The sequence below is a fragment of the Methylobacterium sp. TK26 genome, assembly GCF_055361565.1.
This window is the reverse complement of sequence record NZ_CM143965.1, coordinates 3,852,875-3,868,139: the sequence shown is the minus strand read 5'-3', so window position 1 is coordinate 3,868,139 and position 15,265 is coordinate 3,852,875. Positions and strand designations below refer to the sequence as shown.

General features: G+C 69.0%; 13 protein-coding genes and 1 pseudogene. 2 read left to right on the top strand and 12 right to left on the bottom strand.

Features of this window, described 5'->3' with window-relative positions; genetic code table 11:
• Position 1 precedes the first annotated feature (1 nt).
• Positions 2-3,883, bottom strand: a complete 3,882-nt coding sequence (locus tag ACXJ1Y_RS18800) for a baseplate multidomain protein megatron (RefSeq protein WP_463847638.1) — start codon at positions 3,881-3,883, stop codon at positions 2-4.
• A gap of 77 nt (positions 3,884-3,960) precedes the next feature.
• Between ACXJ1Y_RS18800 and ACXJ1Y_RS18795 the strand changes: the two genes are divergently transcribed.
• Both ACXJ1Y_RS18795 and ACXJ1Y_RS18790 read left to right on the top strand, forming a co-directional pair.
• Positions 3,961-4,263 carry a type II toxin-antitoxin system RelE/ParE family toxin gene (locus tag ACXJ1Y_RS18795; RefSeq protein ID WP_463847637.1) on the top strand — a complete coding sequence of 101 codons (303 nt, stop codon included), beginning with the start codon at positions 3,961-3,963 and terminating at the stop codon, positions 4,261-4,263.
• Positions 4,263-4,577, top strand: coding sequence for an addiction module antidote protein (locus tag ACXJ1Y_RS18790; RefSeq protein ID WP_463847636.1), 315 nt, complete (start codon positions 4,263-4,265; stop codon positions 4,575-4,577). The genes ACXJ1Y_RS18795 and ACXJ1Y_RS18790 overlap by 1 nt, the downstream gene beginning before the upstream one ends.
• On the opposite strand, the gene ACXJ1Y_RS18785 is transcribed toward ACXJ1Y_RS18790, so the two are convergent.
• The 11 genes and pseudogenes from ACXJ1Y_RS18785 to ACXJ1Y_RS18735 form a co-directional block, all read right to left on the bottom strand.
• Positions 4,516-4,965, bottom strand: a complete 450-nt coding sequence (locus ACXJ1Y_RS18785) for an NlpC/P60 family protein (protein WP_463847635.1) — start codon at positions 4,963-4,965, stop codon at positions 4,516-4,518. The genes ACXJ1Y_RS18790 and ACXJ1Y_RS18785 overlap by 62 nt on opposite strands.
• The gene (locus ACXJ1Y_RS18780) at positions 4,962-5,837 is read right to left on the bottom strand and encodes a phage/gene transfer agent baseplate hub protein (RefSeq protein ID WP_463847634.1); all 876 of its coding nucleotides are present in this window, start codon (positions 5,835-5,837) and stop codon (positions 4,962-4,964) included. Before ACXJ1Y_RS18780 ends, ACXJ1Y_RS18785 begins: the two co-directional genes overlap by 4 nt.
• On the bottom strand, positions 5,834-6,469 hold the full coding sequence (locus tag ACXJ1Y_RS18775; protein ID WP_463847633.1) for a phage distal tail protein, Rcc01695 family: 636 nt from the start codon (positions 6,467-6,469) through the stop codon (positions 5,834-5,836). The genes ACXJ1Y_RS18780 and ACXJ1Y_RS18775 overlap by 4 nt, the downstream gene beginning before the upstream one ends.
• Before the next feature lie 13 nt (positions 6,470-6,482).
• On the bottom strand, positions 6,483-7,064 hold the full coding sequence (locus tag ACXJ1Y_RS18770; protein WP_463847632.1) for a phage tail tape measure protein: 582 nt from the start codon (positions 7,062-7,064) through the stop codon (positions 6,483-6,485).
• Complete coding sequence (locus tag ACXJ1Y_RS18765; RefSeq protein ID WP_243959195.1) at positions 7,061-7,300, bottom strand: phage tail assembly chaperone; 240 nt, start codon at positions 7,298-7,300, stop codon at positions 7,061-7,063. The genes ACXJ1Y_RS18770 and ACXJ1Y_RS18765 overlap by 4 nt, the downstream gene beginning before the upstream one ends.
• Positions 7,276-7,632 carry a gene transfer agent family protein gene (locus tag ACXJ1Y_RS18760; RefSeq protein WP_463847631.1) on the bottom strand — a complete coding sequence of 119 codons (357 nt, stop codon included), beginning with the start codon at positions 7,630-7,632 and terminating at the stop codon, positions 7,276-7,278. The genes ACXJ1Y_RS18765 and ACXJ1Y_RS18760 overlap by 25 nt, the downstream gene beginning before the upstream one ends.
• Before the next feature lie 14 nt (positions 7,633-7,646).
• Positions 7,647-7,892 (bottom strand): annotated as a pseudogene (locus ACXJ1Y_RS18755) (phage major tail protein, TP901-1 family); the annotation flags it as partial.
• A 503-nt stretch (positions 7,893-8,395) separates the two neighbouring features.
• A complete protein-coding gene (locus ACXJ1Y_RS18750; RefSeq protein ID WP_463847630.1) occupies positions 8,396-10,228 on the bottom strand; it encodes a TniQ family protein in 1,833 nt (610 codons plus the stop codon).
• Positions 10,225-11,355: an ATP-binding protein gene (locus ACXJ1Y_RS18745; RefSeq protein ID WP_463847629.1), complete on the bottom strand. Its 1,131-nt coding sequence runs from the start codon at positions 11,353-11,355 to the stop codon at positions 10,225-10,227. The genes ACXJ1Y_RS18750 and ACXJ1Y_RS18745 overlap by 4 nt, the downstream gene beginning before the upstream one ends.
• A gap of 64 nt (positions 11,356-11,419) precedes the next feature.
• Positions 11,420-13,579, bottom strand: coding sequence for a transposase (locus ACXJ1Y_RS18740; protein WP_463847628.1), 2,160 nt, complete (start codon positions 13,577-13,579; stop codon positions 11,420-11,422).
• 56 nt (positions 13,580-13,635) lie between these two features.
• Positions 13,636-14,379, bottom strand: coding sequence for a hypothetical protein (locus tag ACXJ1Y_RS18735; RefSeq protein WP_463847627.1), 744 nt, complete (start codon positions 14,377-14,379; stop codon positions 13,636-13,638).
• Positions 14,380-15,265: the final 886 nt, after the last annotated feature.

Below are 15,265 nucleotides of genomic sequence, written 5' to 3'. Positions count from 1 at the left end.
ATCAGGCGGTGCGGATGGGGACGAGGGCGCGGGTCGCCGGCCCGAGCCCGGCGGCGGCGCCGGCCTGCGCCACCGCCACGTCGAGGGCGCGCTGCGGCCCGCCGAAATCGGCGGTCTCGTCGGCGGCCGGGTAGACCAGGGCGGGGCCGGTCGCCGTGAGCGAGCGGATCGCCGCGCCGTTGGCGTGGAGCGTGACCGCGTAGCGCTCGGCGGCCTCGTCCAGGGGGATGTCGGCCGGCTCCCAGGCGTCGGCCGCGCGCCGCGCCCGGCGGATCCACGAGAGGCTGACGTCGCCGCCGACCCGCCGCGCCCGCAGATGCACCGGCCGCAGGGGCCGCAACGCCGCGAGCCCGGCCGTCGCAGAGAGCGGGGCCATGGCCGGATCGGCCGGATCGAGCCCCTGCGCGCCGATCCGGTAGCGGAAGGCGCGGCCCGCCTCGTCGAGCCGGTCCACGAGGGGGATCGCCGCGCCGTCGTCGAGGCGCACGATCAGGCTCCCCGTCGGCGCGCCCCGGCCCGCCGCCGCCTCGCTGCCGGCAAGGCCGCGCAGCAGGCCCGTCAGCCGGAACGTGTCGGCGCCGGTCGCCTCGGCCCCGGCGGCGGAGAGGATCTCCACCGTCCCGTCCGGCGCCACGACGGCGAAGAGGTTGCCGCCGGCCAGCATCGCGGGCAGCGGCACCGAGGCGAGCGCCCCCGCCCGCCGCAGCATCACCGGCAGGCGCGTGCCCCGGTCGAGGCGACAGAGCGGGCCCGGCGGCAGGGGCGCGAGGAGGCGCCCGAGGCAGGCGGGAAAGTCGACGCTGCCCTGTACGGCGAAGGCGCCCTCGGCTTCCGCGCGCCACACGACCATCGGCCCCGGCCAGGGCTCGGCGGCGACGGCGAGGTATTGCAGGGCGGTCGGGCTGCCCCGGTCCACCGGCAGGTCCAGGGCGACGGGGAACGGCGCCCCCGGCGCGGGGGACGCCGCCGGCAGCGGCGCGGAACGGCCCCGCGCCACGGCGCGGGCGGGGCCGGCGCGAGGCGGCACCCGGCTGCCCGCGATCCGCCGCCCGGCCGGGCTGTCGTCGATGCGCTCGACGCGCACGACCATCCCGTCCCCCGGCAGGGCGAGGAGGTCGCCGGGCTCCACCTCCTGCCGCCGCGGGCTCAGGGTGAGGGTGGCGCTGTCGCGGGCGGCGATTAGCCGGTCGAGCCATTCCTCCGCGAGGGCGTCGCCCACCTCGCGGCGGGTGACGAGGGCGGTGTCGAGCTTGGTCTGCCCGCGCCGCCCGCCCACGGGCCGGGTCGCGGCGGCGCCGGCCCGGCGGTAATCGAGGCTCTCCGCATCGGTGATGGCGAGGGCGACGCTCAGGGGCAGCGCGCTCTCCTCGGCGCGGACACGGCGCAGGAGCGCCGCCTCCTCCGAAGTCCGCACGAGGTCGGATTCCGCCAGGGCGAGGGGCGCGTCGCGACGGGGTCCGCGCAGGCGCAGGGTGCCGCCCGTGGCCGACACGTCGAGGCCGAAGACCTGCGCCAGGGGTTCGAGCGCACCCCGCGCGGTGAGCGGCCGGTCGATGGCGTAGCCGTCGCAGAAGGCCGCCGCCTCCACCGTGACGGGGGCGTCGAAGCCGAACTCGGCGAGGATGCGCGCGATCAGGAGGTCGAGGTCGCAGCCCTCGATCCGGCCGATGATCCAGTGGCCGAGGCCCCATTGCGGCGCGTCCGCCCAGGTGGCCGTCATGTCGGAGAAGACGGGGAAGGGCCGCGCGTCCCAGCACCAGACGAAGACGCTGGCCGGATCGACCATCCGCCCGCCATAGACCGGCGAGACCGGGTTGTCGGCGGCCGTGAAGCCCGGCGCGGCGGGGTCGAACCGCGTGAGCACCGCCTCCAGGCCGCGCAGCTGGATCAGGTCGTCGCGCACCCCGCGCGAGAAGGGCGGGACGGCGTTCTCGGCGGATTTCGGATCGGGGAAGACGTTGGGGCCGTTCGTGCCCTTGTCCACCGCCGGCACGCCCACCTCCGTGAGCCAGATCGGCTTGCCCGCCGGCACCCAGGCGGTGGCGCGGGTCTCGACGCCGCCGTCGCGCTCGACGTGGCGGTTCGACCACCAGCCGACGAGGTCCTTCGGCCGGTAGATCCACGACTTGCCGGAGGCGCCGTCGGTGATCGGGTGGCGGTCCTGCGCGGCGCGGGCCGCCGCGTCCGGGTAGTACCAGTCGAACGCCTCGCCCGAGGCGCCCGAAGCCTTCAGGTAGGCGCGGTCGTGGATGTCGCCCGCCAGCGCGAGGTCGGCATGGCCCGGCCCGTCGCGCCAGTCAGTGAAGGGCGGGTACCAGTCGATGCCGACCGCCGCGATGTTGGCATCCGCGAACAGGGCGTCGAGGGGGAAGCGGATGCTCGCCCCGCCATCGCGGACATGGGCGCCGTACTCGGTCCAGTCGGCGGCGTAGACGAGGGGCACGCCCGCCCCGAGCCGCCGCCGCACCTCGGCGGCGAGGTCGCGCAAGGCGCCAACCGCCGGGTAGCCGGAGGCGCCCCGCACCCGCGTCAGCCCGAGGAGTTCGCTGCCGACGAGGAAGCCCGCGATCCGCGCGCCCGCGCCGATCCACCCGGCGGCGAGGTCGGCGTAATGCAGGACGAGGGCGCGGTAGCCGTTGGCGAAGAAGGCCGCGACATGGGTCTCGGCGGCCTGCGTGCCGTCCGGGCTTCCGGCGACGCCGGGGGCGGGATCGCAGGTGATGCGCCCGCGCCAGGGATAGGGCGGCTGGCGGGCCGCCGGGTCGCGCGGGTCCGGCAGGGCGTTGCCCGGCGGCACGTCCATCATCACGAAGGGGTAGAGCACCACGTCGAGCCCCCGCGCGGAGAGGTCCGCCACGAGGCGCCCGAGCCCGGCATCGGAGGGCGTGCCGCCATAGGCGGGGGTGGTGCCGTCGGGCAGGAGGGAGACGGTGCCCGCCGCCTCGCGCGACAGGCCGGCGACGCTCCATTCATCGCCCGTCGTCGCCTTCAGCGCGGTCTCGACCTTCGGCGCGATGCGGCACCGGCCGGCGCGCAGGTCGTCCCCGAACCACGCCGCCACGACGGCGACCCGGCGCAGGTTGGGGCAGAGGGCCTGGAGCGCGTCGAGAGAGGCGAGCACGTCGCTCGCACGGGCCTGCTGGTGGCGGTTGGCGGCCTGCGTGCGCCCGCAGCCGAGATCCACCGTGACGGCGGCGGGATCGAGGACGAACTCCCCCGCGCCGGGGATGAGATCGACGGCGCGGATCAGCGGGCACAGGCCGTTGACCGGCCGCACCACCTCGAAGGTGAATTGCGGGATGCGGTTGCCGTAATCGGCCAGCGGCAGGGCCTCGAACACCACGTAGGCGAGGCCGCGATAGCCCGGGGCGTCCTGCGCGCCCTCCTTGGCGACGATCAGCGGATCGGGCACCTGATCCGCCGCGCCGGTGTGGACGCGCAGCGTGAGGCGCGTCCGGTCCACCTCGACCCCGTCCGCCCAGATCCGGCGGACATAGGCGATCTCGCCCTCGCACAGCCCCACCGCGAGGTTGGCGTAATAGGCGTAGGCGGTGCGCACGGTGCGCTGGCCGCCCGACCCCTTGGAGGGCGAGGCCGCGCGCTCGACGTGGGTGTTGGCGATTTCCAGGGGCCGCGTCGCCCAGATCAGGCACCCGCCGATCCGCGCCCGGCCGTAGACGCGCGGGATCGGGTCGCCCTCGGTGGAGGTCATGCCCGCCACGTCGGACAGGCGCGGCCCCTCCACGAAGCGGGTCTTGTGGCCCGCGCCGAACAGCGCGCCGCCGAGCGCCGCCCCGGCCGCGCGCCCGAACGCCCCGCCGACGGGCCCCCCGAGGGCGGAGCCGAGGGCATTGCCGATGGTGGAGAGGACCAGGGTCGCCATGAGTGCTTCCACGAAGAGCGAGGGGATCGGCGGACCACGCGCTTGCCGAACCGTATCCAGTCGGATACGGATGCCTCGTGCCGACGATCATGCTGTCAGACGTGTTCCGCAGGTGGCTCCGCGCCCTGCCGGATGCCCGCGCGAAGGCGCGGATCACGGCGCGGATCCGGGCGGCGGGCGAGGGCAATTTCGGGGACGTCAAGCCGGTCGGCGACGGCCTGTACGAGATGCGCATCGCCTATGGACCAGGCTACCGCCTCTACTACGTTCGCCGGGGCGAGGTGACGTACCTGCTGCTGATCGGTGGCGACAAGTCGAGCCAGAGCCGCGACATCCTGAAGGCCAAGGACATGGCCGCCGACCTAGACGGAGCCGTCTGATGCGCTTCAGCCCCTTCGATGCGTCCGAATTCCTCGACAGCGAGGAGGCGATTGCCGAGTACCTTGCCGCCGCCCTCGAGGACCCTGATCCCGGCCTGTTCGTCGCCGCCTTGGGCGACGTCGCCAAGGCACGCGGCATGGCGCAGATCGCCCGCGAGGCGGGGCTCGGCCGGGAGAGCCTGTACAAGGCGCTGACACCCGGCTCGAAGCTCCGCTACGAGACGGTTCGCAAGGTCATGGATGTCCTGGGCGTCAGGCTGACCGTGGCGGGAAGCGGAACGCCCCCGCCAGATGCCGCCGCCACCAGGGGGTGAGGGCGACTTCCGTCACCTCCGCCCGGTCGTGGGCGTGGATCATCGCGCCCGGCCCGGTGGCGATGGCGCAGTGGCGGGCGGGCAGGTGCGCGCGGAAGGCGAACAGCAGCACGTCGCCGGGGGCGGGCCGGTAGGCCGGCAGCGGCTCCTCGACGGGGAGGAGATGGCGGGCGGCGGCCTCGCGGAACGGGTCGGTGCCGATGGGCGCCGATTCCGCCCAGGTGGCAGCGTAGGGCGGCGGGCGCTCCGGCTCGTCGCCGTAGAGCCCCCGCCAGACGCCGCGCAGCAGGCCGAGGCAATCGCACCCGACGCCGCGCAGCGAGGCCTGATGGCGGTAGGGCGTGCCGAGCCACAGGCGCGCCTGCGCCACGGCCTCCTCGCCGATCATCGGAACTGGCTCCCGCCGTCGAGGACCGGCGCGGAGCCGGGCCCCCCGTGCAGCAGGGTGTCGTTGCCCGGCATGTGCGGGAAGCCCTGGAAGTTCACCGCGTTGGCGAAGCGGTCGCGGCAGGTGGCGAAGCGCTTGTCGCAGCCGGCCGTGAGGGTGAACGTGTCCCCCGCCGCCGCCGGGCGCGACGGCGCCTCCCACAATTCCACGAGGTCCCCCGCCTGCAGGCGCAGGTCGGCCGTGAGCCCGGCATTGGCGCCCCCGGTCCAGGCGAGGCGCCCGCCCGTGAACAGCCCGTCCGCGCCATTCCCATCCAGGGCGACGCGCAGGGTGGCCGGCTCCGGCAGGGCGAGGACGCGGCCCGCCCCCCGCCACGCCGCGAGGTCGACCCGGCAGCGGGCATCGCCCAGCACGGCGCCGCAGGTCGCCCGGTAGCTGCGCCCGACCTCGGCATCGAGGCGGGCGGCGACCCCGCGCAGCTCGGCCACGAAGGCCTCGTCCTCGCGGCGGATCTCGCCGATCGTGCCGATGTCGAGGAGGAGGCGCGTCTCCGGGGCGGTCCAGTCCACGAGCCAGGTCTCGACGCTCGCCCCGTCGTAGAGGCCGCCCGCGATGTCCGCCTCGGTGAGCCCGAGGGAGGACAGAGCCCCCGCGACGTCGCCGCCGGAGACGGAAAAGCCCCCCTCGGCGCTGGCCTCGGCCGCCTCCAGCCCGGTGCGGGCGGCGTGGACGAGGCCGGCGACGGTCACGTCGCGGTCATGGTCGGTGAAGCCGAGGGCGACGCCGTCCCGGCGGCGCAGGGACCAGCAGCGGCACAGGGTGGTGACGCCGCCCGCGCAATGGGCGGCGAAGGCGGGGGGCAGGTCCCTCACGGCACGATCTCCACGAGCGGCACTTTCGGGATCTCCCCCGCCGTGAAGGCGGCGAGGTCGATGGTGAGGTCGTCGGTGTCGAAGCGGACGGGCACGTCGAAGGCGAAGCCCGCCGTCACGGCGGCGTTCGCGGCCGGGGGGCGCACCAGGGTCACGAGGCCCGTCGCCGGGTCGCAGGCGAAGGCGGTGCCCGCGAGTTCGGTGCCCGCCACCGCCACCCGCACGCTGCCCGCCACCGGCTTGGCGATGGCCCTGCGGTAGGGCGCGAAGCCGCCGCCATAGGTCTTCACGAGGGGGAAGGTCGTGGCCGCGCCGTCGCCGCGCCCGATCACTTGGTCGAACGGCCCCGGCGCCTGCCCCGGCGGGCCGGAGCGGAAATCCACCCTGTCGCGGTAGCGGAAGCCGTAGAGGCGCCCGCGCCTTTCCTCGAAGAAGGCGATCACCGCGTGGAGCGCGTCGAGGCTGCGGATGCCGAACCCGGCATCGTAGCGGCGGCGGGAATCGGCCCAGCGGCCGTTGCGGTGCTCCCGCCCCGAGGCCAGCGAGACGATCTCCGTCAGCCGCTGGGGGCCGCCGCTGCCGCGCAGGGCGACGTCGAGGGGGAACAGAACCTCGTGGAAGTCGTCGGCCATGGCGCCCTCCCGGTCAGAGGGCGCGCTGGCCACGGGCCACCGCCCGCGCCAGGGTCGCGGCGACCTGCGCCTCGGAGCGGCGGAAGGCGGCGGGGTCCGGCGTCGAAATGGTGACGTTCACCGCAACCGGCCGGGCCGGCGCCCCCGCCGCGACGCCGAGCTTGCCGTCCGCCCCCCGGCGCAGCGGCATGATCGCCTCCGGCCCCGCCTCGCCCATCAGCCCGGCGCCGCCCGCCATGGGGAAGTAGGTCGGCGCCGCCACGACCCCGCCGGCGGCGAAGGGCGTGACCCGCCCGCCCCGGAAGACGGCCCCCCGGGCGAAGGTCGGAGCGGACTCCTCCGACTCCGCCTCCCCGAGGGAATCGAACAGGCTCCGGAAGCCGGCCTGCAGGGGCTTGGCGGCGGCCTTCGCCGCGAGGGTCGCGAGGCGGGCGCCCAGGGTGCCCAGCACCCCGTCGAGGCTGCGGCCGGAGGTGGCGCTGCGGGCGAGCGCGCCGCTGAGGCTGCGGCCGAAATTCTGCGAGAGCCGGTCGAGGTTCGTGAGCTGCGCGGCCCGCGCAGTGTTCTGCCGGTCGGTGTCGGTCTCGTCGCTCATGGGGCGCTCCTGCGGGGCGAGGGATCGGGATGGGCCGCGAGCATCCGTTCGAACTCGGCCCGGCCGAGCCCGTCGGGGGCGCCGGCCCGGCCGAGGGCGGCGGCGAGTTCACGGGGCGTCGCCGCCCAGAAATCGGCCGGGCGCCAGCCGAGCGGCCCGAGGGCGAGGGCGAGGGCGTCGTCCCAGGGAAAGGGCCGTGGGGGGGCGGGGCTCAGGCCCCGCGCTCCTCCCCCCACGGCGGGGGAGGGTTTTCCGGCGGCCCCGCGCCGAAGGCCGCCTCCAGCACGGCGGCGAGGGCCTCGACCAGGGCGTCCATGTCGCCCGCCAGCGGCAGGCGGCGCACGTCCTCGTCGGTGAGGGCGTGGCCGCCGCCGCGCAGGGCGGCGCCGAGGAGCGCGATCAGGTCGGCGGTGCGGGGGCGGCCGGCGGCGAGGCGCTGGCTGAGCCCGGCGAGGTCGCCGGCCCGCAGCGCGTCCTCCAGGTCGGCCAGCGCCCCGAGGGTGAGGCAGAGGGTGTAGCGGTGTCCCCCGAGGGCGAGGGGCACCTCGCCGCGCCTGCGGTTGGCCATGGCGTCGCCCTCCCTCAGGCCGCCGTGAAGGTGAGGGCGCCGGCCGATTCCAGGCTCATGTCGAAGGTGACTTCGCCCGTATGCTCGCCGCGATACTCGAGGCTCGCGATCTGGAACGGCCCCTCCATCGTCCCGAAGGCGGGCACCACGATCTGGAAGGGCGCGACCTGCCCGTCGAAGAACATCTGCCGCAGGCGCAGGTCCGACGCCTGGTCCCGGAACACGCCGGAGCCCGAGACCGAGGCGCGGCGCACGCCCGCTGTAAACCGAACCAAAGTTTCACCTATGATATCGACTAAGATATTGTTATTAAATTGTTTCGTTTCGAAGTCGGACGCAAAGCGAGGCCCATATCGAACCGAATTGCCGTCGTCGGAGCACGACGCTGTGATGGCCTTGCGGCCAAGGTTCGGTTTGGTAGCGGGAACGATGTGGATACGATTTCCTCCTTGTGGGAGGCTGCATCAGCAATCTGCAGGTGGCGGAATCGTGCGTTCGTTCAGTTCGATTCGACGGTTGCGACAAGTGCAAGGGTCGAGCCTGGACGACGTGCCATCCCTATGATGACGATGCTTGAAGCGTTCAAACGGCGATGGTTTCGCACTCGAGGATTCCGCATCAGCGAGCATTGCCGTGACAGGTACCGTTCAGTTCGGCCTGAAACAGGGTGATGATGGTGTTGTTGCAAATGGGCGTGTCATCCGAGCGGCGGGCCGAAGGGTAGCGCTGGCCTGCGGTCCGTCTCGCGCCGCGTGTGGCGGCGTCAGAACAATGGAAGATCGGCGCGTCGGTAGAATTCCAGCCCGACGCGATCTTTCTCGATTGCTGGCGCGATCCCGTTCAGGGCCTGACGGACCGAGTGGTGGCTTCTGTCGTGCGTCCTCGCGAGTTCCGGGATCGACACGTAGGCGGCTTGGAACCCGTCCAGGCTTGACCGTTCAATTAAGCGGACGGGATTTCGGTTCGCAGTGAGGGTTGCGATCCTGGCATCAAGGTACCCCTCCCGTAGGAGCGCTCTTACGACGGCACGGTTCGTTTTCATTCGCATCCGAACCTTGCGCAGGGACAGGTCGTCCGGATTCGCCTCGACCCTGCCCCTGACTTCTTCCAAGTCGACAAGGATCGACGGCATGCCGGTCTCGGCGATATGATGTCCGACCCACTCGAGTTGTCCGTTCAGGATGAGACCAACCAGGAATGCGGCGTCACACCCCGCTCTTTGCGCGGCGAGGATGACGGGCAAGTGTGTTTCGCCGGGCGTTTTGATGGGCACAGCACGGGCCATGAGGCGAGCGAAGAATTCGTCCACCGTCTGGCGCGCGTAGATGCGGCGACGATGGTTGTGCTTTGCACGATACGCGACGAGCGGATGAAGAAAGCCGCGATCGGCGAATTGACCCACTTGGTAGCGGCTGACCTGCAGGAGTGCAGCAACGTTCGGCAACATGAGACTGTCGGTTTCGGCTGCGATCACCTCCCGTGTGGTCGCGACGTCGAAAGTCACGGCGTCGTGGCTCAAGCGGTTTTGATCCGCGCCGATGATCCCGACTTCGATCAGGAACTTGCGCAAGCGCCTCGGGTTGCGTCCGGTGTCCCGAGAAGCGGTCTTGGCGGAATGGATGAATCGGACGTCGACCGGTCGTCCCAGGACATGGTCGCCGGGTCCAAACGGCATCGTCTCGATCACGTGGCGGCGGACGATGTCGCAGACGGGCTCGAACGCCTGATCGTTGTGATGCAACGAGAGGAGGAGATAGAAGGCCCCGTAGATTGATGCCGGGCCTTGACGTCCGTGCGGATTGCGAACGAAGGCGTTGGCGATCTCGGACAGTGTGCTTCGTATGGCGGGTTCACCGCTCTGGGCGATCTCGAACCCCGCATCGCCGGCGCAATGCAGATCGCGGTCGGTCATGCCCTTGAACCGCGTGGTCGATCCAAACAGGATCAGGGTACCGAGCATCTCACAGGTCGGCACGACGACGTGCAGGGACAGGCGGTCGAGCCATGGCGATCCTGTGGGAGCCTGTTCCAGACGGTTGGCGATATAGGTTTCGAGCGCAGACGCATGGCGTGGCTGCGGATGATCGGCGAGCCGCTGGAGTTCGTCTCGGCGTCCTTTCAGATTGAGCGTGAAATCGTGCATGGTCAGCCCGCGCGGGCGGGTGATCTCGACGAGCGCGCATCCGTGGCGGTGGCAGCTTCGCATCGCGGAGATCTGCCACAGGATGCGGCCGTAGGGGGCTGGCGCACCGGTGGTCTGGGCAGCATCCATGTCCTCGCCCGTGCAGATGGGGCAGACATGGATCCGTGATCGACGGACCATCCCGGGAGCGAGGCGCTCGCCTCTTAGAGATACATCGTGCCCGCTGGTGACGAAACTCGCATGGTGCAAAACCTCGTGCGAGAGACCCGTTAGCTCACCGAGCTTGGCCAAGGCTGTGGGATGGCCCGAGGCGCAGGTCCGGAAATGAAAGCCCATATCGAGACAGAACTCGTGGGCCGTGTCGGCGCAGTTGAGGACGGCCAGCCGGGAAACCCAGCTTGGGAGCGATTCATCCGCGAGCAGATCGCAGCGTAGGGCGAGGGCCGGATTCATGGCGCAGCCCTCCTTCTCCCCTTCTGCTCAGCTCGTGCGCGAATTTTCTCTTGCAGGGTGGCCGGTGCGGCCACGCGGATCGATGTCCAGTCGCGGCGGATGAAGGGGTTCTCATCGGGGGGGCATGCGTCGAGACCCTCGAACGCCTCAGCGAAATGGTGGCGCATGAGCCCACCGGCGGTCGGGGTGTTCCCGGAACTGTCGAGGGCGATTTCATCGTCGTGCGGCTCGAGATCGAGGTCATCCGGTTCCAGAGCGCTCTCGATCGCTTCGTGCGTCAGGTCGATGGCCGTGCCCCATTGACAGCCGGACGCGTGGATCAGGCGCGGGGCGAGATCCGTCTCGATGTCGGGGGCGACGGACAACCCTGCGACGCGGGCGAGGATGGTAACCATGGTCGCGACATTGGCATTATCCTCCGGCATCATCAGGGACTTGACAGCGATGAACCGGGCGCGGCGCTTCAACTGATTATCGCTCCGAATGAAGTCTGAGACTTCGGGGAGCCCGCACACGATCACGGAGACGCGCCACACGTCGTTGATCAATAGATCTTTGATCGTGTTTGCAATCTTTTCTTGTTCGCCCAAGTTTGACGTTTGGGTGATATGTTGCATCTCATCGTACACAATAATAAGCTTGTCTCCTCGATCGAGGCGCTGGCGAACGTGCTCCCAGGTCCGGTGTTCGCGGAGTTCGCGCTCGAGGGGGTAGCCGGTCATCGCCAGCGTCTGTCTCCCCAATTGCATGAGGGTGCATGGTGAGGGGACATTGACGTATACGATTGGACTGTCCGGGCTCGGGAGTTTGAAGTTCTTTAGGGCGGGGTGCTTACGCAGGGTTCTCTTCAACCGACGGGACTTTCCTGCGCCGCTTTCCCCAGTAATGACGAGGAGGCGACCTTCGCGGCGGTTGTGGCGGGAATGCGGAGCGGTGGGATCGGCGCGCATGCCCGCATTCTTGAGGAGGCCGCGTAGCGCCTTCATGTAAACGATATCGCCTGCAGAGGTGATGTACTGTCCCCGCACCATCTCCATGATCTGGGCGGTCTGATGCTCCCGTTCCGTCAATAAGCCAGGGAGATAGCCCAAGGGGTCGATCGTATCGTAGGAGGTCGACTGAGACATCGCGGATCCTTTTTGTTGTGATAAAATGGAAAGGGTTCCGCCCGCGCGAAGCGGGCCCAACGTATCAGTCGTCGAGGCCGACGTTAGGACGCTTTGACTTGATCGGGGCGACGTCGTTGCTCGTCGTACCCCCGGCACCCGGTGTGGAATTCCGGGTTCCACCGGTGGGGATCACACCGTCGAGGGGATCGGCGATGGGTTGTGCGGCGAAGTCCTCGTCCGTGGGGATTGAGAAGCCCCTCAGGGCCTTCTCCGCTCGTGCGATGTCCTCCGGTTCGTTGAACCGGCAAAGGAACGTCGCCGCCTCCTTGGCGGCTGACGCTCGGTCGCGCAGAGCCTTGATCGCTCCCAACACGACGGGTTCCGAGAGCTTGGCCTGAGCCGCGAAACGCTTGCGGAGCTCACCACAAAGGGCCTGATGGTCGCTCAGGCTTAGACCGTCGAACCCCGAAGTGGCCGCGCGGACCTCATGCCAGAGGCCGTCGATCTCGACCGAGATCGCCCCGATGTCCTGCGGATCCACACGGATGTCGAGGCGCTCACCCCCACGTTTGAGATAGTGATCGCGCAAGAGGTCCGAGCGGTAGTCGAGGCCCAAGAAGCGCACGCCGTGCCGACCCAGAATGCGGTCGAAGCGCATACCGAATATGGCGCGGCGCTCGTCGCGACCTGGGACTGGAATGACTGAATAAAGATCGGTCAGACGCGTCCAAGCGTTGAAGGGCGTTTCGCCGCCTAATCCTTCATGAGGCGTCTGATGGTAGACATCGACCGCATACCGAACGACGGCGAGGACGAACTCCTCGATCGTGAGGCTCGCGCGCGCCATCGCCGGATAATCGCCACGGACATGTTTGCTTGAGAACGATTGGCCCGAAAAGTAGCTGACGAGCTGTGAGCCCAAGGTTCGGAAGAGGCGCTCGATCGTGCCTCGCAGGTGCGGCATCCCGGCGGGTGGGATGTCATGCGCTCCGCCCAGCGCGAGGACGGCAATATGAAAGATTTCGGCGAGGAAGCTCGCACCCCCGTCGGTGATCACGGTTTCGGGCCGCAGCATCATCAGACGCCACGATGAGACTGCGCCGGCCGCGGTCGCGAGAGGGCCCTTGTCGCTGACCACCATTTCCAGCGTCGCGAGGGCATTGCGCACCGACGCCGTTTGATCGACCCGAAGGCCGAGGATGCATCGTGTGGCCACGTCGATGGCGACGCACAGAAACCAGCGCCTCTTCTTAAGCGCCGCGCGTTGCTCGTCCGTGAGATCCTTCAGCAGGTCGGTTTGAGACAGAACGTGGAACAGATCGATCTTCCACTCGTCCATTTCGACGCGCTGACCGGGGCGTAGTGCCTCGGCCTGACCGACGAGTGGGCGGTGCTTGCGTGTTGCCCTGTCTACGCCGAGACGCCGAGCCTCGACGAGGAACATGTCGAGCGCGGCGATCCGGCGGCTGAGCGTCCGTTCGGAAGGGACTGCGTAGGACTGGAGGCCCTGGGCGCGCCTCTCCTCGTTCAGTTCCGCGAGGGCTGCGCGGAGTTCGCGATGACACTTCGCACGCGACGGCTTCTCCCCGGAGGCGTAGCGTGCAGCGTACTCCTGCAGCAGGCGCTCGACCTCGGGTGCGTAGCGGGGTCGCCGGTTCCCACAGCGGGCTGTCTTTGGCCGGAGAATGAACGGGTTGTTCTTGGCTTCCTCGTACTGCTTCAGCCAAACCCTAAATTGGCGAAGGCTGGGGCCGTGATAGCCCACAGTAGGACTGCCGCAGCGCAGCTTTCTCGGCTTCTTCAGCGTCCCGTCGTCAGATAGAGGCCTTGACCGGGCATCGGCGCGATTGGAGATCGTTTTGTCGATCTCAGCCAGCGCCCTCTCCATTGCCGCGCGACCGCGAAGCGAAGCGCTTTTGCGATAGCGTGTTGGGCCATTCAGGTACTCTGCACGCCGTTCCTCTTCCCATTTCAGAAACGCGGTGATCCACTCCGTCTTCCACGCCACGATGCGCTGATGGCGTGACGGCAGAGCGGCGAGCGATCCGCACCCAGTCTGGAGGCGCGTGCGGGCGCTCACTGCGCTGTAGTGATCGGCCGCGTACTCCAATCGGCCAGACTGGGAGAGGGCGGTGAGGCGCGCGTGGTCGAAGTCCTCGAACAGGCCCGTGCGGGTGTTCTGGAGAACGTAGCCGTATTCGCTCCCCGCGGTGACACGGTAAGGGACGCCGTTGATCGTCACGGCGTCCGTCGTACTCAACCTCTGGCGGGGCCCATGTGAGGGATGTTGGGCGACCATCACGCGGCCTCCCCGTAGTTCACTGCAACCGAGACGAGGCTGCGATAGGTGATGCGCTCGTCCGCGGTGAGCAGGATCGCGCGGCGGGCGATGAGGCGGACGATGGCTCGGAACGCCGACCCGCCGTAGGGCGTCGCCTTGACGAGGTCACCGATCCGGACCTCGCCCCGGATATGAGGGAGCAAGTCCAGAATGGCTTGGTCGGCGGGATTGGGTGGATCTCTGCGCACCGCCTGGATTAAGTGGGCATTGGATTTCATCGCGGGGGAGAGCGATCGCTCGGTGACCAGCATCACCCCGTCGGCGACGTCGGACGAGATCTGGGGTGCGACGTGCTGAAGGAAGCCTGCGACGTCGTGCTTGACCGCGTGGGCCTCGTCCTTAACAGCGACCATGATGCGGCGTCCGTCGACCATCGTGATCCGGAAGTCGAACGTGATCTGCCCCGGCCGGCCCTTGGGATCGAGGAACACCACCGCCTCCGGCTGCTCATCGACGCGCAGCACATCGGATCGCGCGTTCAGCACGAGCGCCACATCTTTCTCGATGTGGCTTTCAATGGTGATGACGCGACGGTCGCGGGGTTCGACGAAGCTGCCGCGTAGCGAGCTTCGCGAGAGAAGCGTGAACCTTCGGGACGCTCCCGACGGATCCGGGTAGGCGAAAGGTTCGAACTCGGTCTTGGATGTGGCGCAAGGCGTTACACCCGTGAGGTCGATCTTGGAGGTCTGGTCGTCGAACATGGGTGTCCTCATTGACGGGATGCGCTCGCGAGGAGCTGCATCGGGCGAAGGGGACGCTCGCCCCAGTTCACGCGTGGGCGTGGCGAGGAGGGCGAACGTAGGATCGCTGTCGTTTGAGGATGCTGTGAGCGGCCAGGGTTTGTTTGGCCTGACACGGCCAAGGCCCTTGCATGACCGGACTCGGCGTGCGAATCTTCGGCACGTGTTGCCTTTAGCGAGGAATCGCTAAAGGCAACACAGCATCCTAGCGGATGGTCGACGCCAGCTTTTGAGGGCTGTAGGCGTCGGCAATCGGTTGATCACCGAGGCGGGCATCCGGCTGGAACCGGATGTCCCGCTAGGTGAACCGAAATCAGACTTGGTTTTTCATTTTCGCTCTCCTTCGCTGCACCGTTTTTTCACGGTCAACCCTCATTCGTTAGGCGCGAGGGGCAGTCCTACGCTAGGGGGCGTCACAGTTGCGTCTCATCTCAGCACGTCCCCGCCGACCAGAATCGCAGGTGATTCAAGCCTTTGGCCCGACTCAACTTATTTTTGTCCACAGGGGTGTTTTGAAGGTTTGGGCCGGTGTTTTTGGACCGAATCTGCTTCCGAGGGTCGGGGTGAAGCATGATGCGCCTCAACATCGGAGCTACCGAAAGCACCGTTTTTCGGGTTGGTGAGTTGAAGGTTCGAATCCGCAATAACTACTGAGAAACTTGAGCAAGCTGACTGTACCAACCTGAGATTTTTGCGGTCGATGCGCAGTGGTGAACCAGAACAGTTGCCAGTAGGAAGATCGCAATCTGCGATACGACGTAGAGTGCGAGATAGGCGTGCCACCGGGCCACCTCGTTGCGCAGCTGATCGGCAGCCTCGCACGCTGCAACCCGTGCGAGCTGAGCAA